The organism is Microbacterium sp. M28, assembly GCF_025836995.1.
GTDB lineage: Bacteria > Actinomycetota > Actinomycetes > Actinomycetales > Microbacteriaceae > Microbacterium.
On the sequence record NZ_CP107546.1, the window covers coordinates 828,114 to 850,863 of the forward strand.

The following is a 22,750-nucleotide window of genomic DNA, read 5'->3' on the forward strand; positions in this document are numbered from 1 at the left end:
TCCGGGGACCCTGATCCCGACTAGCCTGGAGTGATGTCCGAATTCCGTCGGCCGGTCCGCCGCCCCTCCGCATCCTTCGACAACATCGCCGGGACATCCGGAGCGGCAGAGAAGGCGCGCATCGCGCACGCCACGGCATCCGCCCTGATCGCCCGCGCACGGGCGGATGAGAGCGGCGAGAGCACCGAGCGGCTGATCGCCTTCACGGCCGACCACGGCATCGACGAGATCGCGGAGCTCTGGTCGGCCGCGCCTGCGGTCTCGCTGCCTGGCGCGCTCTGGCGGCTCTATCTCCTCCAGCTGGCCATCCACAACGATCCGCAGACCGTCGCGCTGCTCTATGAGCGCGGCCGCGTCGAACTCGCGACGGTCGACACGCTCGTCGCGGGCGCACCGGCACCCGCGTCGCCGGAGGAACTGGTCGTCGTGATCGACGAGATCCTGCGCGGCGCGTTCCGCGGCGACTTCGCGATCGCGCTCGAACGGGCCGCGGCGTTCTGCCGCGTTCACGCGTCCGGCGCCACGCACGTCGCTGATGACTACGAGACGACGGAGACGGAGCGGGCCAGCGAACTGACGACGCGGGCTCTGCGGTTGAGCACCTATGCCAGGGACCTCACGGCGTGCGCCAGCGCGTGGCGCGCCGGCATCCTGACCTGACCGCGCTGGCCGGTCGTGTCCGGATATGAGAAGACCGGGCCGCAAGAACGCCTCTCGGCGGAAGGCCGCTCGCAGCGGCAGAATTTGGAGCCCGGGGTTATGCGGCCCGGCCAATCCATTGTAACGCGACGGCGTGGAGGGTATTCCCGAGGGAACGGCCGTAGAGTCGATCCATGACCCGGCGTTTCGCTCTGATCATCGATCCCGTTCCGGCCTCCGAGGAGCGTGCCGACTACTCCGACACATTCACCGAGGTGGATGCCGCGGCACCTGCGCTCAGTGTCGGTGAGCTCAGCACCCAGCGCGGCGACGGCGTCTTCGAGTCGATCGGTGTCATCGACTCGCACCCGCAGGAGCTGGTGCCGCACCTGCATCGGCTCGCGCATTCCGCACAGCTGTGCGATCTGCCTGCTCCGAACATCGCGCAGTGGCGGCAGGCCGTGCGCGTCGCCGCGGCAGCATGCCCTCCCGGCGAGGCGGTCATCAAGCTCATCCTCAGCCGCGGGGTGGAGCACGGCCCGACGCCGACGGCCTGGGTGACGGCGGCGCCGGCATCCGACTTCTCCTGGGTGCGGACGGAGGGCGTCCGCGTCGTGACGCTCGATCGCGGTTACGACCTGGGCGCCGCGGAGCGTGCGCCGTGGTTGCTGCTGGGCGCCAAGACGCTCTCGTACGCCGTGAACATGGCGGCACTGCGCGAAGCCGCCCGCCGCGGAGCCGACGACGCGATCTTCCTGTCCACCGACGGCTTCGTGCTCGAGGCTCCGACCGCGTCGCTGATCCTGCGCTTCGGCGACCGGTTCGTGACGCCGGCGCCCAACGGTGGCATCCTGCACGGCACCACGCAGCTGAGCGTCTACGACCACCTCGCCGCGCAGGGATTCACCACGGACTACGTGCAGGTGCCGGCATCCGACCTGGCGAAGGCGGATGCCGCGTGGCTGGTGTCGAGCGTTCGTCTGGCCGCACCGGTCACGGCGATCGACGGACGTCGGATCGCCGCCGACCGCGAGTTCACGGCCGAACTGAACCGCTACCTGCTGTCTCCGCGCGACTGACCGGCGCTGTCCCGTTCCGAGTTCCGGACGCTGACACGTGTCGCTCGCCGTTCCGGCGACGACACGCCGCGCGGCGACCGTGCCGTCCGGAATTCGACACACCGACGAGCGCGCCGCGCGCGGATCACGCCCGCAGATGCGCGCCGGCCGCGACCTTCGCCAGGATCGCGGCTTCCACGGTGGGCCAATCGTGGACGATCATCGCGTAGTCGAATCGAAGAGTCTCATAGCCGAGAGCTGCGGCGCGGGCATCGCGGAGCAGGTCCTTGTGACGGCGTGAACCGCCCTCCCGGGCCTTCTCCGTGTCGTCATGATTCTCCTTGCCATCGGCCTCGACGATCAGGCGGTCGCCGATGACGAAGTCCACCTCGCCGACGCCGTCGATCTGCACCTGCGTGCGCACGGCGATGCCCACGCGGTGAAGTCGCAGGCGCACGAGCGACTCCAACCCGCTGTCGGCATCGGATCGAGCGAACGCCAAGAGCCGGCGCATCGAGGTCGGCAATCGCCACCCCAGCCAATCGAGGGCCCGAGCGGACAGGCGGCTTTGCCGAAGCCCCGATTCGAGCGCGACGAAGAACGCCTCTTCGCCCGCGCAGACAGCGATCTGCAGGAGGACGTTCTCGACGGGCGGCAGACGCCCGAGCGCGACGGTGCCCGCATCCCAGTGCACCGTGACGTCCGAGCACCCGCGACGACCGCAGGGACGTCGGTCTCCCGCTGTGCCGAGCCAGAGGTGGAACGGCGCGTTCTTCTCATCGCCCGTGTCGAGGACCCAGAGGCTGTGCAGACGGCCCGCCTCCTGGCAAGCCGGTGCGCCGCCGTGCTCGGCGGCATGGATCATGGCGTCCGAGGCGTCCGCGAGGGCGTAGACGCCTTGACGCACTCGTCGGATCTCGCCGGTGGCCGCTGCGCGGGCGATCTCGCGCTGGGTCACGCCACGCGCGCGGAGTTCGTGAGTGCGGGCGACGGGTCCGATAGTTCGCAGCGCGGTGGCGGCATGGACGAATGACATCTCTCGAGGGTGCCGCGTGCTCGACCCGGAATCGTCGGAATCACGGCATCCGTGGATAACTTCTCAGATTTCCAGATTGTGCAGGGCGAGTGCGATGTGTTGAATCCCAGACGGTCGAACGCGAAAGCGGCGTGCCGCAGGTGCGACACGCCGCTCGATCACCGCAGCATCCGGAATTGGGCACGCGGCCGGCCGAACCGAAGGCCTCAGATCACCCGAAGCGGCCGGAGACGTAGTCCTCGGTGGCCTGGACGGTCGGCGTCGTGAAGATCGACGTCGTGTCGTCGTACTCGATCAGCTTGCCCGGCTTGCCGGTGCCGGCGATGTTGAAGAACGCGGTCTTGTCGGACACACGCGATGCCTGCTGCATGTTGTGCGTCACGATCACGATCGTGAACTCGTTCTTCAGTTCGCCGATGAGCTCCTCGATCGCGTAGGTCGAGATCGGGTCGAGCGCGGAGCACGGCTCGTCCATCAGGAGCACCTCGGGCGAGACCGCGATCGCGCGGGCGATGCACAGACGCTGCTGCTGCCCGCCGGACAGGCCGGAGCCCGGGCGGTCGAGACGGTCCTTGACCTCGTTCCAGAGGTTGGCGCCGGTGAGGGACTTCTCGACGAGGTCATCGGCCTCGCTCTTGGAGATGCGCTTGTTGTTCAGCTTCACGCCCGCGAGCACGTTCTCCTTGATCGACATCGTCGGGAACGGGTTCGGACGCTGGAACACCATTCCCACCTGGCGGCGCACGAGGACGGGGTCGACGCCGGGGGCGTACAGATCCTTGCCGTCCAGCAGCACCTCGCCCTGCACGCGCGCGCCGGGGATGACCTCGTGCATGCGGTTCAGGGTGCGCAGGAAGGTGGACTTGCCGCAACCGGACGGGCCGATGAAGGCGGTGACGCTGCGCGGCTGGATGTCGAGGGAGACGCCCTCCACAGCGAGGAAGTCGCCGTAATAGACGTTGAGGTCGTTGACTTCGATGCTCTTGGACACTTCAGTTCCTTCGGGTTGCGGCTCAGCGGCCGGAGGTCTTCGGGGCGAACCACTTCGCGATCAGGCGCGCGAGCAGGTTCAGGACCATGACGATCAGGATGAGCGTGAGTGCGGACGCCCACGCGCGGTCCAGGGCGGCTTCGGGGTTCGTGCCCTGGTTCATGTACTGGTTGTAGGCGAACACCGGAAGCGTCATCATCTGACCGCTGAAGAGGTTGGTGTTCAGGCTCAGGGTGAAGCCGGCGGTCAGCAGCAGCGGGGCGGTCTCACCGATCACGCGCGAGATCGAGAGCATGATCGACGTCGTGATGCCCGCGATCGATGTCGGAAGCACGACCTTGAGGATCGTCAGCCACTTCGGCACACCGAGCGCGTAGGCCGCTTCGCGCAGCTCGTTCGGGACGATGCGCAGCAGCTCCTCGCTGCCTCGCACCACGACAGGGGTCATCAGCACGGCCAGCGCGAGCGCACCCATGAAACCCATCGAGATGCCGGGTCCCAGGACCAGCGCGAACACCGCGTAGATGAACAGACCGGCGACGATCGACGGGATGCCGGTCATCACGTCGACGAAGAACGTGATGCCCTTGGCGATCCGGCCCCGCCCGTACTCGACGAGGTAGATCGAGGTCATCAGGCCGATGGGCACCGAGATGACGGCCGCGGTGAGCGTGATCAGGACCGTGCCCCAGATGGCGTGCACGATGCCGCCGCCCTCGCCGACGACGTTGCGCATCGAGTAGGAGAAGAACTCGGCGTCGAACCGGGCGAGGCCGTTGGCGACCACCGTCCACAGCACCGAGATGAGAGGAAGGAGCGCGATGACGAAAGCCGTGGCCACGAGTGCCGTCATCAACCGGTCGACGGCCTTGCGCCGGCTCTCGGCGATCGAGGAGATCACGGTGATGAGCACCATGTAGAGCACGATGCCGACGACCACGGCTCCGGCGATGTTGAAGTCGGCGATGTCCGCGCCGATGGAGGCGACGCCGAACACGGCGAAGGCGACGACCAGGCATCCGGCGAGCAGAGCCCACGGAGCCCACTTCGGGAGCTTGCCCGAGGTGAGTGCGGCCGACGGAGCGGGGGCGGTGAGGACGGTCATGTCAGTTCGCTCCGGAGAACTCGGCACGGCGGGCGACGATCCAGCGCGCCAGCGCATTGACGGCGAAGGTCACGACGAACAGGATCAGTCCGGTCGCGATGAGCGTGTTGACGCCCGTGTCGTGCGCTTCGGGGAACGCGAGTGCGATGTTCGCGGGGATCGGCGTCGGGTTGGTGGAAGTGAGCACGAGGAAGCTCACGACGGCGGACGGCGACAGCACCATGGTCACGGCCATCGTCTCGCCCAGCGCGCGACCGAGCGCCAGCATGGCCGCGGAGACCATGCCGCCGCGGGCGAACGGGAGCACCGCCATGCGGACCATCTCCCAGCGGGTGGAACCGAGCGCGAGCGCCGCCTCCTCGTGGAGCTTGGGAGTCTGCAGGAAGACCTCGCGGCAGATGGCGGTCATGATCGGGATGATCATCACGGCGAGCACGAGGGCGGCGGTGAGGATGGTGCGGCCCGTCGGGGACACCTGGCCGCCGAAGAACGGGATCCAGCCGGCGTTCTCGTTCAGCCATGCGTAGACGGGCTGTACCAGTGGCGCGAGCACGAGGCCGCCCCAGAGTCCGAAGACGACCGAGGGGACGGCGGCCAGCAGGTCGATGAGATAGCCCAGGACGGAGGCGAGCCGACGCGGAGCGTAGTGCGAGATGAACAGCGCGATGCCGATGGCGATCGGGGCGGCCATGACCAGCGCCATGAACGACGCCCACAGCGTGCCGAAGACGAGCGGCCACACATAGGTCCAGAACGACTCACCGCGCAGGATGTGGTTGTCCGAGGTGTCCGGCTCGAAGGCCGGGATGCTCTGGATGATCAGGAATGTGGCGACCGCCGCGAGGACGATGAGGATGATGATGCCGGCGCCGAGCGCGGTGCCGGAGAAGACGCGGTCGCCGAGCCGCTGCTTGGCCTTGATCGGGGCGGGTGGTTCCGTCGCCGTCGTGGTGACGACGGGGGCCTGCTCGGTCGTGCTCATGGTCTCCCTGTTTCGGGCTGTTGGAAGAAGCGGTGCTGGACCCGCCGATGCCCCCGCGTCCGTTCAGGACGCGGGGGCACCGGCGTCAGCGTTCAGCCAAGAGGCTGATCAGCCGACCTGGATGAGGTCGATCGCGGCGTTGACCTTCTCGCGAAGGCCGTCCGAGATGGGGGCGTTGCCGGCGTTCTCGGCGGCGGCGTCCTGGCCCTCGGCGCTGGCGACGTAGGTGAAGTACTCCTTGACGAGCGTCGCGACGTTCTCGTCCTCGTACTCCTCGCAGCCGATCAGGTAGCTGACCAGCGCGATCGGGTAGGCGCCGTCAGCGGCGGACGCCGGGTCGACGTCGAAGGCGAGGTCGCCCTCGGTGCGTCCCTCCTCGAGGGCAGCGCCCTCGACGAGCTGCGAGGCGGCCTCGGCCGAGTAGGCGACGAACTCGCCGTTGACACCGACGTGGACCTGACCGAGGTCGCCGATCTGCGAGGCGTCGGCGAAGCCGATCGTGCCGTTGCCCGAGGTGATGGCCTGGACGACGCCCGACGTGCCCTGTGCGGCCTCGCCGCCCTGGATCGGCCACTCGTCCGAGACCTCGTAGGTCCAGATCTCCGGCGCGGTGGCCGAGAGGTAGTTCGCGAACGTCTCCTGCGTGCCGGACGGGTCCGAACGGTGCACGGGGGTGATCGCGAGGTCCGGCAGCGTGGCGTCCGGGTTGAGCGTCGCGATCGCCTCGGAGTTCCAGTTGGTGATCGTGCCGGCGAAGATGCCGGCGATCGTGGCCGCATCCAGGTTCAGCGAGTCGATGCCCTCGAGGTTGAAGGCGACGGCGACCGGCGAGATGTAGACCGGGATCTCGACGATGGCGTCGGACGCGCAGGTGCCGAAGCCGCCCGCGGCGATCTCCTCGGCGTTGAACGCGCGGTCCGAGCCGATGAAGTTGCTCGCACCGGCGAGGAAGTTCTCGCGACCCGTGCCGGAGCCGGTGGGCTCGTAGTTGATCGTGACGTCGGGGTTCGCGGTCTGGAAGGCGGCGACCCAGGCCTCCTGGGCCGCGGTCTGCGAGGAGGCGCCGGTCGCGTCCAGCGTGCCGGAGAGCGTCGACTCGGAGGGCTCTTCGGAAGAGCCGCCGGCGGGTGCTTCGTTCGCGGCGCAGCCGACGAGAGCAAGGGCGGCGACGGCGCCGACGGCGCCGATACGTGCGATTCGGGAGATCTTCACTGTGGATCCTTCGATCGTTGATGGGTGGGGCCCGGTGCAGGGCACACAGTGACGCTAGGGGTGACGGTTAACGAGACTCTCCCGCGCAGGTAAACGAGAGGTGAACGAGCGGCAACCCTCTGGGGTGCGCTCCCACGGGTGCCGTGCCCGTCAGACCGTCGGGACGTGCGTCTCGATCGCGATGATGCCGGAGCCCGGGTTCGTCGCGGACAGGTGGACGACGGAGAAGGCCGCCACGTCGAGCGCTGAAGCGCTGGACACGTACGAGCCGCGCAGCGTCCCCGTCGCGAGAGCGATCTCGGTGAGGATGTCGGGAAGCACCGGTCCGTGGCTGCACACGACCGCGGGCTTGCGGGCGCGCACGCGCTTGCCGATCACGGCTCGGACATCGGAGAACCCGTCCTCCCAGGCATCCTGGCTGAGTCGAGGCGTCTCGACCGGGACGCGCTCCAGCGCCTTCGCGAGCGGCGCCACCGTCTGCACGCACCGCACGGCGTCGCTCGTGACGATCTTGCGCACGCCGAACGCGCGCAGCGGAGAAACGATCGCCTTCGCCTGGCGCTTGCCGCGTTCGGTGAGCGGACGCCCGGCATCGGGACCGTCCCATTCCGACCGCGACACGGCCTTGGCGTGACGCAGCGCGATCACCGGGAACGTGTGCAGCACACCGTCGCCGACGAGCGTCTCGAACGCGTCGAGGATCTCGATGTCGACCGGATAGCTCAGCTGGGCGCGCGCCTTCTTGAGGCTGACCCATTCGATCGCGGCGATCTCGCTGTTCGGCACGAAGGTCGACCGGCGGATCGCCTCTTCGGTCGCCTGCGCGGCCCAGTAGTGCACGACCTTCTGGCGCTTCGGGCGCATGAAGTAGCGGCTCACGCCGACCGGCACCCCGAGGCTGACGCGGATGCCGGTCTCCTCGTGCACCTCCCGCACGGCCGTCTCGGCGAGCATCTCGCCCGGGTCGACCTTGCCCTTGGGCAGCGTGACGTCGCGGTACTTCGTCCGGTGGATCAGCAGGATGCGCAGCTTCGCGTCGACCAGCCGCCACACGACCGCGCCGGCCGCGTACACGGCCTTGTCGTCGCGCACGACCTCGGTCGCCTCGCCCCTGGTCGAGCGAACGGTCATCGCACCGAACGGCTGCGACGCCGCCTGCGGATCTGGCTCATGGTCTTATCCTGCAGGTCGATGAGCGGCTTGCCAGCGCCGTCCACGGTGTGGCGCACCCAGACGCCGCCCTCGCCGAGGTGCCAGGAGTTCGTTCCGTCGTCCATGGCCTGGTCGAAGAAGGCGATGAGCTCCTCCACGTGGGCCGGGTCGACGACGCGCACCAGGGCTTCCACGCGACGGTCGAGATTGCGGTGCATCATGTCGGCGCTGCCGATGTGCACCTGCGGGTCGCCGTCGTTGTGGAACGCGAAGATGCGCGAATGCTCGAGGTAGCGGCCCAGGATGCTGCGGACCGTGATGTTCTCCGTGACGCCGGGCAGATCGGTGCGGAGGCTGCAGATGCCGCGCACCCACACGTCGACCTTCACTCCAGCCGCACTCGCGCGGTACAGCGCGTCGATGATCTGCTCGTCGACCATGGAGTTGACCTTGATGCGGATGTGCGCCGGCTTGCCGTCGAGCGCGTTCTGGCGTTCGTGGTCGATCTGACGGAGCAGCCCCTTGCGCAGGTGGAGCGGGGCGACGAGCAGGCGCTTGAACTTCTTCTCGATCGCGTATCCGCTGAGCTCGTTGAACAGGCGCGTGAGGTCCTTGCCGACCTGCGGGTCGGCCGTGAACAGCCCGAAGTCCTCGTAGATGCGACTGGTCTTCGGGTTGTAGTTGCCGGTTCCGACGTGGGAGTAGTGCCGCAGCATCCCGTCCTCCTCGCGGATGACGAGAGCGAGCTTGCAGTGGGTCTTCAGCCCGACCAGGCCGTAGACGACGTGGACGCCGGCCTTCTCGAGCTTGCGCGCCCACACGATGTTGTTGGCCTCGTCGAACCGGGCCTTGACCTCGACCAGGGCCAGAACCTGCTTGCCCGCCTCGGCCGCGTCGATGAGCGCCTGCACCACCGGGCTGTCGCCCGAGGTGCGGTACAGGGTCTGCTTGATGGCGAGCACGTGCGGGTCGCGCGCGGCCTGCTCGAGGAACGCCTGCACGCTCGTCGCGAAGGACTCGTAGGGGTGGTGCACGAGCACGTCGCGCTTGCGGATGCTGGTGAAGATGTCCCGGCGCTCGTTGTTGTCGCCCGGCTGGAAGGCCAGCGCCGTCGTCGGCAGATGCGGCGGGTAGCGCAGGTCGGGGCGCTGGATGCGGCTGAGATCGAACAGGCCGCGCAGGTCGAGCGGACCGGGGAGGCGGTAGACCTCCTGATCGGTGATGTCGAGTTCCTTCACCAGGAGATCGAGCGTGAGCTCGTCCATGTCGTCGGTGATCTCGAGGCGGATCGGCGGACCGAAGCGACGACGCAGCAGCTCGGCCTCGAGTGCCTGGATGAGGTTCTCGCTCTCGTCCTCCTCGATCTCCACGTCCTCGTTGCGCGTGAGGCGGAACGCATGGTGGTCGAGGACCTCCATGCCGGGGAACAGATCGCCGAGGTGGTTCGCGATGAGCTCCTCCAGGCGCAGGAAGCGCTTGATCTCGCCGGACCCTGGGACCTCGACGAAGCGCGGGAGCATGGGCGGCACCTTGAGTCGCGCGAACTCCTGACGCCCTGTGCGGGCGTTGCGGATCCGGATCGCGAGGTTCAGGGAGAGGCCGGAGATGTAGGGGAACGGATGCGCAGGGTCCACCGCGAGCGGCATGAGCACCGGGAACACCTGCGCCTGGAAGTACTCGCCCAGCGCGTCGCGTTCGCCGGGGGTCAGCTCGCTCCAGTCCGAGATCTCGATGCCGGCATCCGCCAGAGCGGGGCGGACCGAGTCCGTCCACACGGCCGCGTGCCGCAGCTGCAGGGCGTGCGCTTCCCGCGAGATGTCCGACAGCACGTCGGACGGTGCGCGTCCGACGTTGGTCGGCACCGCGAGCCCGGTCAGGATGCGGCGCTTGAGGCCGGCGACGCGCACCATGAAGAACTCATCGAGGTTGCTGGCGAAGATCGCGAGGAAGTTCGCGCGCTCGAGCTCGGGCAGCGTGGGGTCCTCGGCCAGCTCGAGCACCCGCTGGTTGAAGGCGAGCCAGCTCAGTTCGCGGTCCAGGTAGCGGTGATCGGGCAGTTGGGCGTCCTCGAAACCGAGCGCGTCGAAGTCGTCGTCCTCGGCGTCTCCGAGACCGGCATCGGCGAGTGAGGGATCCATCATGGGATTCATCTAAGCATCGCCAGGTGACGCGCGTGTGAACTGTGTCGCGTCAGCGGGCGCCGGCGAGCTGGTCATCCTCGTAGATGTTGAACCGGTAGCCGACGTTGCGCACGGTTCCGATGATCTGCTCCGCGTCGCCGAGCTTGGCGCGCAGGCGACGCACATGCACGTCCACCGTGCGGGTACCGCCGAAGTAGTCGTACCCCCAGACCTCGCTGAGCAGCTGCTCGCGGGTGAAGACCCGCGAAGGGTGGGTGGCGAGGAAGTGCAGGAGCTGGAACTCCTTGTAGGTCAGATCCAGCGGGCGACCGTGCAGCTTCGCGGAGTAGGACTGCTCGTCGATCGTGACGCCGGAGGCCTGCACGCGTGCGGGTTCGGCCTTCTCCTCGCTGCGGGCGATCGCGAGCCGGATGCGGGCGTCGGCCTCGGCCGGACCGGCGGTCGACAGGAGCACGTCGTCGATGCCCCAGTCCCCGGAGACGGCGCTCATTCCGCCCTCGGTGACCACCAGCAGCAGGGGTGCGTCCTGCCCGGTCGTGCGCAGCAGCTTGCACAACGACTTGGCGCCGGCGAGATCGTTCCTGCCGTCGACGATGACGATGTCGCTCTCGGGTGCGGACACGAGCTGGGCCGGTTCTGCGGGGATCTGGCGGACGCGATGACTGAGCAGGTCGAGGGCGGGCAGGACCGACTCCGCGGTCGGAGCGGATGTCAGAACAAGAAGCAGGGCCACGCAGCGTCCTTTCGGGCGTCGAGATCGTCGCCCTTGACGACGATCGCGAGCGACGCCGTGCGCCCATGATACCGATGAGGGCGGCGCGCATGACGCGGACAGGACGGATGGGGGAGAATGAGGACATGTCCGAACCCGCCCTGGCTCCTCGTAACGCCTTCACCGGGATGATCATCGTCTGGTCCTTCGCGCTGCTGGCGTCCGTCGCGATCGGCATCTTCGTCGCCGAGCCCTGGCGGATGCCTGCACTGCTGGTGGCTTTCGGGGCCGTCGTGCTCCTCGCGTTCGCCGTGCAGCTGGGCTACGGGCGCACGCACGGATTCATCGTTCGGGTATCGGCGAGCATCATGGGCGCGCTGCTGCTCATGGGCGTCATCTCGGTCGGTCTCGGCCTCGCCGCCATCGCGGCAGCGGGGTAGAGTGGCGGTATGGATCTTTTCGCGCTCGAGCTCTTCTTCATCGGTCTGCTCGGCCTCGCGAGCCTCGCGATCGTGTTCGTCTCCGGAGTCGTCCTGCGGAACCTGTTCCGCGGCCAGCGCTGATCGATCGTGCTCGAGCTGCCGACAGACCTCCCCGCCGATCTCGCGCCGCTGTCGTGGCTGCTCGGTGTCTGGGAGGGCACCGGGGTCATCGACTACACCGCGGGCGATGACCGCTTCGAGGGCGAGTTCACGCACCGCGTGAGCTTCAGCCACGACGGCGGGCCCTACCTGAACTACGCCGCGACCGGGTGGCTCGCGCGCGCCGAGGGCGAGGAATCGATCCCCCTGGTCGCCGAGTCCGGTTTCTGGCGCATCGCCCGTCCCGCCGGCCCGGCCGACGCGGGTCCTGCGCTGCTGCCGCCGCTCGAGGACGCTCCCGCCCGAACCGTCGACGACGTGGAGCTGCTGCGAGCCCCCTCCGGCGGTTTCCCGCTCGAGGTGTCGATCGCGCACTCCGACGGCGCGCTCGAACTGTATCTGGGTGAGATCGCAGGCCCACGGATCGACATCGCGACCGATGCGATTGTACGAGGAGCCGGTGGCAAGGACTACGCCGCCGCGACCCGCATGTACGGTCTGGTCGACGGGCATCTGCTCTGGGCATGGGACATCGCCGCGCTCGGATCCGAACTCGGCTCCCACGCCTCCGCCCGTCTGGCCAAGGTATGACCGGCTTCGCCGAGTTGCCGGGCGCCGTCCTGGATGACGGGGTCGTCGCGCACTACGGCGAACCGATGCGCGAGCAGCGGCGGCTGGTGGCGGGTGACGCCGTCGTGCTGCTCGGCGACCGCACGGTCATAGAGGTCGCCGGCCTCGACCGGTTGACCTGGCTCGATTCCTTCACCTCGCAGGCGACGACGCGTCTGGCACCGGGGGAGAGCAGCGAGCTGCTGATCCTCGATCCGCAGGGGCACGTCGAGCATGCGGCCGGCATCGTCGACGACGGATCCTCGGCGTGGCTCATCGTCGACGCTGCGGATGCCGACGCGCTGCTGAGCTGGCTCGCGCGCATGGTGTTCCGTTCGCGCGTGACGCTCGAAGCGCACCCCGATCGCGCCCTGCTGGGCTTCTTCGCCGGTGGTGCCGCCGAGACGGCGCTCGCCGGTTCCCTCCTCTGGGCCGACCCGTGGGAGCACGTGCAGGCGGGCGGGCACCAGTACGCCCACGTCGCCGACCACCCTGCCGCCGGATACGCGTGGCGCGTGGCGATCGTCGAGGCGGATGCCGCTGCATCCGTCGCCGAATCGGTCGACGCCGCCGGCCTGCTGGCAGCCGAGGCGCTGCGGATCGCCGCCTGGCGCCCACGGTGGGCCGCCGAGGTCGATGAGCGCTCGCTGCCGCACGAGACCGACTGGATCCGCAGTGCCGTGCACTTGAACAAGGGCTGCTACCGAGGGCAGGAGACGGTCGCGAAGGTGCACAACCTCGGCCACCCGCCGCGTCGTCTCGCCTCGTTGCAGCTGGACGGCAGCGACGACGTGCTGCCCGCACCCGGTTCCCCGGTGTTCGCGGGGGATGCCGAGGTGGGCCGGGTGACCTCCGTCGCACGCCACCACGAGGACGGACCGATCGCGCTGGCGATCCTGTCCCGCCGCGCGCCGGAAGGCAACCTGATCGTCCGTGCCGACGGGGTGGACATCGCGGCGGCGCAGCAGGTGATCGTGCCGGCGGACGCGGGTGCCACCGTCGACGTGCCCAAGCTCACGCGTCTGTCCCGCCGCCGCTGAGGCGCGCGCCGTCAGTGCGGCGCGACCGCCGACCACGGCACCGTGAGCTCTCCCAGCCGCCACCGCGTGCGACCACCGAGTACGGGCCATCCCTGCGCCTTCAGTGCGGCCGCCGCGGCGATGAACCGCTGCGTCGCGCCGAAGGTCGACAGGGGAGCGGCGCTGTCCCATTCCCGGTCGAGGCCGACGAGCAGATCGTGCACGCGCTCGCCAGGCACGTTCCGATGGATCAGCGCCTTCGGCAGCCGCTCCGCGACGATGCTCGGACGCTCGAGTTCGGCCAGTCGCAGGGAGATCGTGAAGCGCACAGGATCCGCGTCCGCGGTGACGTCCACCCAGCTCGCGATCCGGCCGACCTCGTCGCACGTGCCCTCCACGAACAGCCCGCCGGGCGCCAGGCGGGCGGCCACCGTGCGCCAGGCATCCGGAACATCGGATTCGTCGTACTGACGCAGGACGTTCATGGCCCGGATGACCGCGGGGCGGCGGCCGCCGCCGACCGGCACCTCGAACCCTCCGCGCGCGAAGTCGACGCGGATGCCGGAGTCGAAGGGCGTCCGGCCCGCGCGGACCTCCGCGAGCTGCGCGCGGGCGGTGGCCACGCGCTCCGGGTCGAGCTCGAGACCGAGCACCTCGGCATCCGGACGCACGCGCATGAGGCGAGCTGCGAGCTCGAAAGCCGTGACGCCGCTCGCGCCGTAGCCGAGATCCACGACGAGCGGGTCATCCGCGGTGCGCAACGCCGTCGATGCGGCGATCCACCGATCATTGCGCCGCAGTCGGTTCGTGCCGGTGGTGCCGCGCGTCGGTCTGCCGAGCGGAGATGACGCCATGGGTCAATCCTGGCAGGGCTCTCGATAAGCTGGAATCATGACGCGCACCCTGATCCTGCTCCGCCACGGCCGGAGCGAATGGAATGAACTGAACCTGTTCACCGGATGGGTGGATGTCCGCCTGAACGCTCAGGGCGAGGCCGAGGCCCGCCGCGGTGGCGAGCTGCTCGCCGAGGCCGGCATCCTCCCCGACGTGCTGCACACCTCGCTGCTGAGCCGGGCGATCCAGACGGCGAACATCGCCCTGGACGCCGCCGACCGCCTGTGGATCCCGGTGACCCGCTCCTGGCGTCTGAACGAGCGCCACTACGGTGAGCTCCAGGGCAAGGACAAGGCCCAGACCCTCGAGCAGTTCGGTCCCGAGCAGTTCCAGCTGTGGCGTCGGTCGTTCGACGTTCCCCCGCCCGTGCTCGACGACGACAGCGAGTTCAGTCAGGTGAACGACCCGCGGTACGCGGGCATCGACGGTGAAGTGCCGCGCACCGAGTCGCTCAAGCTCGTGATCGACCGCCTGCTGCCCTATTGGGAGAGCGCGATCGTTCCCGACCTCGAAGCGGGCAAGACCGTCCTCGTCACGGCGCACGGCAACTCGCTGCGCGGTCTCGTCAAGCACCTCGAAGGCATCAGCGATGACGACATCGCCGAGCTCAACATCCCCACCGGCATCCCGCTGGTGTACGAGCTCGACGAGAACAACGTCCCCACCGGTCCCGGACGCTACCTCGACCCCGAGGCCGCAGCCGCCGGTGCCGCCGCGGTCGCCGCGCAGGGCAAGAAGTAGGACCTCATGACGAAGGCCGGATGCTGTCGCAGCATCCGGCCTTCGTCATGAACGGGTCAGGCGTGCCCGAGCTCCTGCTGCTCGGCCTCCTGCGCCTCCAGCGCCAGCGCGATGTCCGCCTCCTGGACGGCCCAGTCGCCGGTGGACAGGTAGACGACCTTCTTGGCGACGGCCACGGCGTGGTCGGCGAAGCGCTCGTGGTAGCGGCTGGCGAGCGTGGCGTCGACCGTCGCATGCGCCTCGCCCTTCCAGTTGTCGCTGAGGACCTTCTCGAACACGCTGGCGTGCAGTTCATCGACGTCGTCGTCCGCGTTGCGGATGGCATCGGCGAAGCGCAGGTCCTGCGTGCGCAGGAGCTCGCTGAGCGTGCGCGAGATCTCGACGTCCAGCTCGCCCATCTTCGTGAACGTGCCCTTGAGCCCCTTCGGGATCGCGCGCTCGGGGAAGCGCAGACGGGCGAGCTGAGCGATGTGCTCGCTCATGTCGCCCATCCGCTCCAGCGACGCGCTCACGCGCAGGGCCGTGACGACGATGCGCAGGTCGCGGGCGACGGGCTGCTGACGGGCGAGGATCTCGATGGCCTGCTCGTCGAGGGCGACGGCGAGTTCGTCGATCTTGGCGTCATCGGCGATGACCTCTTCGGCGAGACCGACGTCGCTGGTCGCGAATGCCCGCGTCGCCTTGTCGATCGACACCGTGACGAGATCGGCGATCTCCACGAGGCGGGACTGCAGGTCCTCGAGGGACTGGTGGAAGACTTCGCGCATGTGCGGCGCAACCTTTCGGGTCTCAGCGGCGTGGTACGGCCGATCGGTGGGCGCAGCGCCTCGTGCGGGCCCGAAGCGATTGTGTTCGTCGAAGGTTAACGAATGGTGCCCAGAACGTGAATAGTAGTTCCCCCGGCCCCGCACTGGCGCGGAAACCCGCCGAAGCCGTGGTGAACGCACTCTACGCTTGCCTTATGACCACGCCGCAGATCGCGCTGCTCGCCCTCGCCATCGGTGTGCTGATCGGTGCGGGCATCTGCGGCCTGATCCTGCTCGCGTACCGCGCACGGGCAGAGGCGGAGGCGGAGACGTCGGCGACGATTCCCCCCGGGACCACCGACGTCCTCTTGAGCATGGAGGACGCCGCCTGCGTCGTGGACGCATCAGGCCTGGTGCTCGCGACGTCGCATGCCGCGGGACTCTTCGGCATCGTCAGCGGTTCGACGCTCGACAACCAGGAGCTGCGCCAGCTGGTGCGCACGGTCCGCTCCACCGGGGCGTCCGAGACCGAGACGATGCGCATCAGCCGCAGCGGCACGACCCTGGATCCGCGCCTGGTCTCCGCCCGCGCCAGCGCCGTCGGCGCCCGACTGACTCTCCTCGTCATCCGCGACGTCACGGAGCAGGAGCGCCTCGACCAGATGCGACGGGACTTCGTGGCGAACACCAGCCATGAGCTCAAGACGCCCGTCGCCTCCGTGAGCCTGCTGGCGGAAGCCATCGAATCGGCCGCCGACGACCCGGCGCAGGTCCGCGTCTTCGCGAGCCGCATCTCGGCGGAGGCGACGCGCCTGGGACAGCTGACCGGCCGCATCATGAGCCTGTCGCGACTGCAGGCCGCCGATGGCCTGGCCGACGTCGCGAACGTCGCGATCGACGAGGTCGTCGCGGCCTCGATCGAGGCGCACGCCGTCCAGGCGGACTCCGCCGGCGTGGAGCTCGCCCGCGGCGGGGATCGCGACGTCTGGGTGCGCGGCGACGGTCAGATCCTCATCGAGGCGGTCGGCAACCTGATCGCCAATGCCATCGTCTACTCGCCGCGTGGATCGCGCGTCGGCGTCGGTGTTCGCGCGGACGACGGCGTCGTCGAGATCGCGGTGTCCGATCAGGGGATCGGCATCTCGGAATCGGACCGCGAGCGGATCTTCGAGCGCTTCTACCGCGCCGATGAAGCCCGCTCCCGGCGCACCGGCGGAACCGGCCTCGGTCTATCGATCGTCAAGCACGCGATTCATCGACACGGCGGCGAGGTGCGGGTGTGGTCGCGCCCCGGGCGAGGATCGACTTTCACCATCCGCCTTCCGCGGATCGACGCCCCCGAGCCCGACGACGTCACCAGCAAGACCAAGAAGAAGCGCATGAAGAAGGCCGCGAAGACGGCCCGCGCACGAACCGGAGAGAGCGTATGACCCGCATCCTTCTCGTCGAGGACGAACCCGACCTCGCCGATCCGCTCGCCTACCTGCTTCGCCGGGAGGGCTATGAGGTCGAGATCGCCGAAGACGGACCCGGCGCGCTGAACGCGTTCCGCGAGCGCGGCGCGGACATCGTCCTGCTCGACCTCATGCTCCCAGGGATGCCGGGGACCGAGGTCTGCCGGCAGATCCGGTCGTCGTCCGCGGTGCCGATCATCATGCTGACGGCGAAGGATTCCGAAGTGGACATCGTCGTCGGACTCGAACTCGGCGCCGACGACTACATCACCAAGCCCTACTCGTCGCGCGAGTTGCTCGCGCGCATGCGCGCCGTGCTGCGCCGGGTCGTGCAGGCCGAGAGCGAGCTCGACGAGCGCGTCCTGGACGGCGGACGCGTGAGCCTCGACATCGATCGGCACACCGTGAGCGTCGCGGGTGAGCAGATCAACATGCCGCTGAAGGAATTCGAACTGCTCGAGGTCCTCATGCGCAACTCCGGTCGCGTGCTCACGCGCGGACAGCTGATCGATCGCGTCTGGGGCAGCGACTACTTCGGCGACACGAAGACGCTCGACGTCCACATCAAGCGCATCCGCTCGCGCATCGAGGAGAACCCGTCGGAGCCGGCGATGCTCGTGACCGTCCGTGGGCTCGGCTACCGTTTCGAGGGCTGACGGACACGGAAGAAGGCCGGTCCCCGCGATGCGGAGACCGGCCTTCTTCGTCGTCAGGGTGCCGAGATCAGTGCTCTTCGGAGCCGGAGTCGTGCGGAGTCTCGGTGGGAACCGGCGTCTCGGTGGGGACGGTGACCTCGTCGTCGAGGACGATCTCCTCCTCGACGGGCTGCGGCACGAGGTCGGAGTAGTAGGGCAGGGCGCCGTCCAGGACGGGCACGTTGACGGCGGCGCCGGTCCCGTCGCCGGACTGGAAGAAGACCTTGACCGTCGATCCGGGAGCGAACGTCAGATCCTCATCGGATTCGGCGCTGTCGAGCAGCAGCGGCTCCTCGTCGGCGCCGAGGCTCACCGTCGCGCCGGCGGGGACATCGATCTCGACGGGGTCGAGGCCCGGGAGCTCGACCGACACGACGAGGTCCTCGTCAGTCGGGTTGATGAACGCGGCGACCAGGTTGCCCAGCTCACCGCTCTCGTCGGCGATGATCATCGCGTTGCGGATCGCGACGGGGCCGGAGGAGTCTCCGACGTTCACGCCGTCGGAAGCGGAGTAGGCGATGGTGCTCGCCTGGGGGGTGATGAAGGTGCACCCCGTCGCACCCGTCAGCACGACAGCGCTGAGAACGACAGACGCAACAAGGCGCGATTTCACGGGTCCTCCTGAGATGCGGCGGGAAATGCACGTCCATTCTATGCGTACGCGGAGGCGGCCGTCGGGACGATGCGGCGCGAACCTTACTGCATGTCGCCTGTGGTATCCTGGAGGTTGCCGAAAGGACACGCTTTTATGCTTTTTGAGGTTGGCGAGACCGTCGTCTATCCGCACCACGGAGCCGCGACGATCATCGAGGTCAAGGACCGTATCATCAAGGGCGAGACGAAGAAGTATCTGAAGCTCAACGTCACGCAGGGGGATCTGATCATCGAGGTCCCCGCCGAGAACGTCGACCTCGTCGGGGTCCGCGACGTGATCGGCAAAGAGGGGCTCGACCACGTGTTCGAGGTGCTGCGCGCCCCGTTCACCGAGGAGCCGACCAACTGGTCGCGCCGCTACAAGGCGAACCTCGAGAAGCTCGCTTCCGGCGACGTGATCAAGGTCAGCGAGGTCGTGCGCGACCTGTGGCGCCGCGATCAGGACCGCGGCCTGTCCGCGGGGGAGAAGCGCATGCTCGCCAAGGCGCGTCAGATCCTCATCTCCGAGCTCGCGCTCGCCGAGAAGATCGACGAGGACAAGGCGGGCGCACTCCTCGACGAAGTGCTCGCCTCCTGAATGGATGACTTGTGGGAGAAGGCGGATGCTTCGGCATCCGCCTTTTCTCGTCTCCGCCGGTAACGTGAGAGCGTGACTGTGCTGCCCGTACCCGACACCGCCCTCATCGTCGTCGCCGCGGGATCCGGCACACGCCTCGGCGCGGGAGCGCCCAAGGCGCTGGTCGGCATCGACGAGCGCTCGATCCTGCGCCACGCACTGGACGGCGTCTTCGCGGCCGCGCCGATGCAGGTGATCGTGGTCGCGCCTGCCGGGTTCGAGGGCGAAGCCGAGAGCGAGCTGCTCGCCGCCGCAGGCGATCGCGTCGACCTCGGCAGAGTGGTCACGGGTGGCGAGACCCGACAGCTCTCCGTCGCGGCGGGTCTCGGGGCGCTGTGGGGCGATGTCACCCGCGTGCTGGTGCACGACGCTGCGCGTGCTTTGACGCCGCCGTCCCAGATCGATGGGGTCGCGCGCGCGGTCGGCGCTGACACCGGGGCGATCCCCGTGCTGGCGGTCGTCGACACGCTCAAGCGCGTCGACGAGACGTCGATCGTCGAGGCGGTGGACCGTGCGGAGCTCGCGGCAGCGCAGACGCCGCAGGGGTTTCCCCGGCTGCCGCTCGAGGCCGCCTACGCGACGGCGCTCGCCTCCGGGACCGAGTACACCGATGATGCCGCGCTCTTCGCAGCGGCAGGCCATCGGGTGCGTCACATCCGCGGATCGGAGCGCGCCTTCAAGATCACGACCCCGGCGGATCTCGAGCGCGCTCGGCATCTGCTGAGCGGCGCGACGGCCGCGGCACCCGTCCCGATCATCCCAGTGGTCGGGATCGGAACCGACGTGCACGCGTTCGGCGGCGACGGCGATCTCCGACTCGCGGGGCTGGAGTGGCCGGGGGAGCCGGCCCTGTCCGGGCATTCCGACGGCGACGCCGTCGCGCATGCGATCGTCGACGCCCTGTTGGGCGCGGCCGGTCTGGGCGACATCGGACAGCTCTTCGGAACCTCGCATCCGGAGTACGCCGGAGCGCACGCCGACGTGTTCCTGGCCCGCACGCTGGACCTGGTCACCGATGCCGGCTGGCGGATCGGGAACGTCGCCGTGCAGTTCCAGGGCAATCGTCCGCGGTTCAGCGCGCGGCGGATCGAGGCCGAGCAGGCGCTGTCGGATGCGCTCGGGGGAGCGCGCGTGACGGTCTCCGCGACGACCACGGACGGGCTCGGCTTCTCCGGTCGTGGCGAGGGCATCTCGGTCACGGCGATCGCGCTCCTCGTCCCGGCATCCTGAACGGCGACCGGCCGGCCTGCGGGCCGGGCGGCTGTACAGCACCGCCCGGTAGGCTGGTGCGGTGACACTCCGCCTCTACGACACCCGCGCACAGCAGCTGCGCGACTTCGTGCCTCTCGATCCCGAGAACATCACGATGTACGTGTGCGGACCCACGGTGCAGTCCGGCCCTCACATCGGGCACGTGCGCGCCGCGCTGAGCTTCGACCTGCTGCGCCGCTGGCTGCAGTACAGCCTTGGGCGGGTCACGCTCGTGCGCAATGTCACCGACATCGACGACAAGGTGCTCGCGAACGGCACGGATGCCGAGCCCTGGTGGTCGCTGGCCTACCGGATGGAGCAGGAGTTCACCGCCGCATACGCCGGCGTCGGGATCCTCGCACCCACCTATGAGCCGCGTGCGACCGGCTCGATCCCGCAGATGCAGGAGCTGATCCAGGCTCTGATCGAGCGCGGCCACGCCTACGCGGCCGGTGACGATTCGGGTGACGTGTACTTCGACGTGCGCTCGTGGCCCGCCTACGGCGAGCTGACGCGCCAGAGCGTCGACGCCATGGAGGCGGCCGCGGACGCCGACCCGAGAGGGAAGCGCACTCCGCAGGACTTCGCCCTCTGGAAGGGCGCCAAGCCCGAGGAGCCGGCCGACGCCGTCTGGAACTCCCCCTGGGGTCAGGGCAGGCCCGGCTGGCACATCGAGTGCTCCGCCATGTCGCGCCGCTACCTCGGCACCGAGTTCGACATCCACGGCGGCGGGCTCGATCTGCGCTTCCCGCACCACGAGAACGAACTGGCGCAGTCGACCGCCGCCGGCGACGGGTTCGCGCGGTACTGGGTCCACAACGGTCTCGTGACGGTGGACGGGCAGAAGATGTCGAAGTCGCTGGGCAACTTCACGCTCGCCTCAGACGTGCTCGCCGCGCACGATCCGCTCGTGGTGCGGTACGCGCTCGCCGCCGCGCACTATCGATCCAGCCTCGACCTGACGGAGTCGTCATGGGCAGAGGCCGAGGCGGCACTCGGGCGGATCAGGACGTTCCTCGAACGGGCGCTGCGCCTGATCGAGCCGGCGTCGGCCGCAACGGACGAGATGCTGCCGGACGAGTTCATCGAGGCCATGGACGACGACCTCTCCGTTCCTCGAGCGCTCGCGGTCATCCACGGGGCGATCCGTTCCGGCAACGCCCTTCTGGACGCCGGCGAGCTCGCACGGGCATCGCGCGACGTGGGCGACGTCATCCGGATGACGGACGTACTGGGGATCAATCCCCTGTCGCCCGAGTGGCGAGGAGCTGAATCGGATGCCGACGCATCCGCCCTCGACGCGCTCGTGCGAACGATGATCGACCAGCGGGCGCAGGCGCGCGCTGACAAGGATTGGGCCGCCGCGGATCGCATCCGCGATGCGATCGCGGCCGCAGGCATCACTCTGGAGGACACTCCGGACGGAACACATTGGAGTATCGATGGCTAAGCCAGGCAACCCCTCAGCGGGCAAGGGCAAGAAGAAGGGCCCGACCAAGGGCACCGGTGGACTCGGGCGCAAGGCGCTCGAGGGCCGCGGACCGACACCGAAGGCGGAGGACCGCTCGTGGCACGTCGCGGGCAAGCGCAAGGCAGCGGCCGAGCGCTACGCCGCGTCGGGTGGGAAGGGCCGTCCAGGCGTCGCGGGCAAGCGCCAGACGACCGGCGGCAACCCGAACCGCTCCGCCCGGTCCAAGGACAACACGGCAGATACCGAGACGGTCACCGGGCGCAACTCCGTGCTCGAGGCTCTGCGCACGAAGATCCCCGCGACCGCGCTGTACATCGCGCAGCGCGTGGAGATGGACGATCGCGTCAAGGAGATGCTCGCGATCGCGAAGAACCGCGACATCCCGATGCTCGAGGTCACGCGTCAGGAGCTGGACCGCATGGCCGGCTTCGACGGCGTGCACCAGGGCGTCGCGCTGAAGGTGCCGCCGTACGAGTACGCGCACCCGCAGGACCTGCTCGAGCAGGTGATCGCTCGCGACGAGGTTCCGCTGTTCGTCGCACTGGACGGTGTGACCGATCCGCGCAACCTCGGCGCGATCATCCGCTCCACGGCCGCGTTCGGAGGCCACGGGATCGTTCTTCCGCAGCGCCGATCCGCCGGGGTCAACTCGGCAGCCTGGAAGACCAGCGCTGGCGCGGCGGCGCGCATCCCCGTGGCGCTGGCGACGAACCTCACGACCCAGCTCAAGGAGTTCAAGAAGCAGGGCGTGTTCGTTCTCGGCCTCGACGGTGACGGCGACGTCTCGCTGCCGCAGCTGGAGCTCGCCGATCGTCCTGTCGTGATCGTCGTCGGGTCCGAAGGCAAGGGGCTGTCGCGCCTGGTCACCGAGACGTGCGATCAGATCGTCTCGATTCCGATCTCGACCGCCACCGAGTCGCTGAACGCCGGGATCGCGACGTCTGTCGCCCTCTATCAGGTGTCCACCGTCCGCAACGCGCTGAAGTAGGGA

23 protein-coding genes are annotated in these 22,750 nt (G+C 68.9%); 12 read left to right on the forward strand and 11 right to left on the reverse strand.

From position 1 onward, the window contains the following. The first annotated feature begins 33 nt into the window (after window positions 1-33). Both OED01_RS04095 and OED01_RS04100 read left to right on the forward strand, forming a co-directional pair. Window positions 34-660: a DNA-directed RNA polymerase subunit beta gene (locus OED01_RS04095; protein WP_264157108.1), complete on the forward strand. Its 627-nt coding sequence runs from the start codon at window positions 34-36 to the stop codon at window positions 658-660. 173 nt (window positions 661-833) lie between these two features. Next, window positions 834-1,718: an aminodeoxychorismate lyase gene (locus tag OED01_RS04100; RefSeq protein WP_264157109.1), complete on the forward strand. Its 885-nt coding sequence runs from the start codon at window positions 834-836 to the stop codon at window positions 1,716-1,718. A gap of 124 nt (window positions 1,719-1,842) precedes the next feature. Here OED01_RS04100 and OED01_RS04105 read toward each other — a convergent pair whose 3' ends face one another. The 8 genes from OED01_RS04105 to OED01_RS04140 form a co-directional block, all read right to left on the reverse strand. Then, window positions 1,843-2,733 carry a type IV toxin-antitoxin system AbiEi family antitoxin domain-containing protein gene (locus OED01_RS04105; RefSeq protein WP_264157110.1) on the reverse strand — a complete coding sequence of 297 codons (891 nt, stop codon included), beginning with the start codon at window positions 2,731-2,733 and terminating at the stop codon, window positions 1,843-1,845. A gap of 211 nt (window positions 2,734-2,944) precedes the next feature. Next, a complete protein-coding gene (gene pstB, locus OED01_RS04110) occupies window positions 2,945-3,724 on the reverse strand; it encodes a phosphate ABC transporter ATP-binding protein PstB (protein ID WP_264157111.1) in 780 nt (259 codons plus the stop codon). A 22-nt stretch (window positions 3,725-3,746) separates the two neighbouring features. Then, a complete protein-coding gene (gene pstA, locus OED01_RS04115) occupies window positions 3,747-4,829 on the reverse strand; it encodes a phosphate ABC transporter permease PstA (protein WP_264157112.1) in 1,083 nt (360 codons plus the stop codon). Between the two features lies 1 nt (window position 4,830). Continuing rightward, a complete protein-coding gene (gene pstC, locus OED01_RS04120; RefSeq protein ID WP_264157113.1) occupies window positions 4,831-5,811 on the reverse strand; it encodes a phosphate ABC transporter permease subunit PstC in 981 nt (326 codons plus the stop codon). 108 nt (window positions 5,812-5,919) lie between these two features. Further along, window positions 5,920-7,023, reverse strand: a complete 1,104-nt coding sequence (locus tag OED01_RS04125; RefSeq protein WP_264157114.1) for a phosphate ABC transporter substrate-binding protein PstS — start codon at window positions 7,021-7,023, stop codon at window positions 5,920-5,922. Between the two features lie 150 nt (window positions 7,024-7,173). Further along, on the reverse strand, window positions 7,174-8,154 hold the full coding sequence (locus tag OED01_RS04130) for an NUDIX hydrolase (protein WP_264157115.1): 981 nt from the start codon (window positions 8,152-8,154) through the stop codon (window positions 7,174-7,176). Then, entirely contained in the window at window positions 8,151-10,316 is a 2,166-nt protein-coding gene (locus OED01_RS04135) for an RNA degradosome polyphosphate kinase (protein ID WP_264157116.1), read from the reverse strand. The genes OED01_RS04130 and OED01_RS04135 overlap by 4 nt, the downstream gene beginning before the upstream one ends. Before the next feature lie 49 nt (window positions 10,317-10,365). Beyond that, window positions 10,366-11,049, reverse strand: a complete 684-nt coding sequence (locus tag OED01_RS04140) for a winged helix-turn-helix transcriptional regulator (protein ID WP_264157117.1) — start codon at window positions 11,047-11,049, stop codon at window positions 10,366-10,368. A 125-nt stretch (window positions 11,050-11,174) separates the two neighbouring features. On the opposite strand from OED01_RS04140, the gene OED01_RS04145 reads away from it, so the two are divergent. From OED01_RS04145 to ygfZ, 3 genes are all read left to right on the forward strand, one after another. After that, window positions 11,175-11,468 (forward strand): hypothetical protein, encoded by a 294-nt coding sequence (locus tag OED01_RS04145; protein ID WP_264157118.1) that lies wholly within the window; start codon window positions 11,175-11,177, stop codon window positions 11,466-11,468. Between the two features lie 129 nt (window positions 11,469-11,597). Continuing rightward, window positions 11,598-12,200, forward strand: coding sequence for a heme-binding beta-barrel domain-containing protein (locus tag OED01_RS04150; protein ID WP_264157119.1), 603 nt, complete (start codon window positions 11,598-11,600; stop codon window positions 12,198-12,200). Continuing rightward, window positions 12,197-13,258, forward strand: a complete 1,062-nt coding sequence (gene ygfZ, locus OED01_RS04155; protein WP_264157120.1) for a CAF17-like 4Fe-4S cluster assembly/insertion protein YgfZ — start codon at window positions 12,197-12,199, stop codon at window positions 13,256-13,258. Before OED01_RS04150 ends, ygfZ begins: the two co-directional genes overlap by 4 nt. Before the next feature lie 11 nt (window positions 13,259-13,269). Here ygfZ and OED01_RS04160 read toward each other — a convergent pair whose 3' ends face one another. After that, window positions 13,270-14,091, reverse strand: a complete 822-nt coding sequence (locus tag OED01_RS04160) for a class I SAM-dependent methyltransferase (RefSeq protein WP_264157121.1) — start codon at window positions 14,089-14,091, stop codon at window positions 13,270-13,272. A gap of 37 nt (window positions 14,092-14,128) precedes the next feature. On the opposite strand from OED01_RS04160, the gene OED01_RS04165 reads away from it, so the two are divergent. Continuing rightward, a complete protein-coding gene (locus OED01_RS04165) occupies window positions 14,129-14,872 on the forward strand; it encodes a phosphoglyceromutase (RefSeq protein WP_264157122.1) in 744 nt (247 codons plus the stop codon). Between the two features lie 56 nt (window positions 14,873-14,928). Here OED01_RS04165 and phoU read toward each other — a convergent pair whose 3' ends face one another. After that, window positions 14,929-15,639, reverse strand: a complete 711-nt coding sequence (gene phoU, locus OED01_RS04170; RefSeq protein WP_264157123.1) for a phosphate signaling complex protein PhoU — start codon at window positions 15,637-15,639, stop codon at window positions 14,929-14,931. 194 nt (window positions 15,640-15,833) lie between these two features. Between phoU and OED01_RS04175 the strand changes: the two genes are divergently transcribed. Together OED01_RS04175 and OED01_RS04180 are read left to right on the forward strand one after the other, a co-directional pair. Further along, complete coding sequence (locus tag OED01_RS04175) at window positions 15,834-17,048, forward strand: sensor histidine kinase (protein WP_264157124.1); 1,215 nt, start codon at window positions 15,834-15,836, stop codon at window positions 17,046-17,048. Further along, window positions 17,045-17,728 (forward strand): response regulator transcription factor, encoded by a 684-nt coding sequence (locus tag OED01_RS04180; protein ID WP_264157125.1) that lies wholly within the window; start codon window positions 17,045-17,047, stop codon window positions 17,726-17,728. The genes OED01_RS04175 and OED01_RS04180 overlap by 4 nt, the downstream gene beginning before the upstream one ends. Window positions 17,729-17,795: 67 nt before the next feature. Here OED01_RS04180 and OED01_RS04185 read toward each other — a convergent pair whose 3' ends face one another. Beyond that, window positions 17,796-18,380 carry a DNA modification methylase gene (locus OED01_RS04185; RefSeq protein ID WP_264157126.1) on the reverse strand — a complete coding sequence of 195 codons (585 nt, stop codon included), beginning with the start codon at window positions 18,378-18,380 and terminating at the stop codon, window positions 17,796-17,798. A 135-nt stretch (window positions 18,381-18,515) separates the two neighbouring features. Here OED01_RS04185 and OED01_RS04190 point away from each other — a divergent pair, with 135 nt between their 5' ends. From OED01_RS04190 to rlmB, 4 genes are all read left to right on the forward strand, one after another. Continuing rightward, on the forward strand, window positions 18,516-18,998 hold the full coding sequence (locus tag OED01_RS04190; protein WP_264157127.1) for a CarD family transcriptional regulator: 483 nt from the start codon (window positions 18,516-18,518) through the stop codon (window positions 18,996-18,998). A 72-nt stretch (window positions 18,999-19,070) separates the two neighbouring features. Then, window positions 19,071-20,267 carry a 2-C-methyl-D-erythritol 4-phosphate cytidylyltransferase gene (gene ispD / locus OED01_RS04195; RefSeq protein WP_264157128.1) on the forward strand — a complete coding sequence of 399 codons (1,197 nt, stop codon included), beginning with the start codon at window positions 19,071-19,073 and terminating at the stop codon, window positions 20,265-20,267. Window positions 20,268-20,328: 61 nt separating this feature from the next. Further along, window positions 20,329-21,738, forward strand: a complete 1,410-nt coding sequence (gene cysS / locus OED01_RS04200) for a cysteine--tRNA ligase (protein ID WP_264157129.1) — start codon at window positions 20,329-20,331, stop codon at window positions 21,736-21,738. Further along, window positions 21,731-22,747 (forward strand): 23S rRNA (guanosine(2251)-2'-O)-methyltransferase RlmB, encoded by a 1,017-nt coding sequence (gene rlmB / locus OED01_RS04205; protein WP_264157130.1) that lies wholly within the window; start codon window positions 21,731-21,733, stop codon window positions 22,745-22,747. Before cysS ends, rlmB begins: the two co-directional genes overlap by 8 nt. Window positions 22,748-22,750 lie beyond the last annotated feature (3 nt).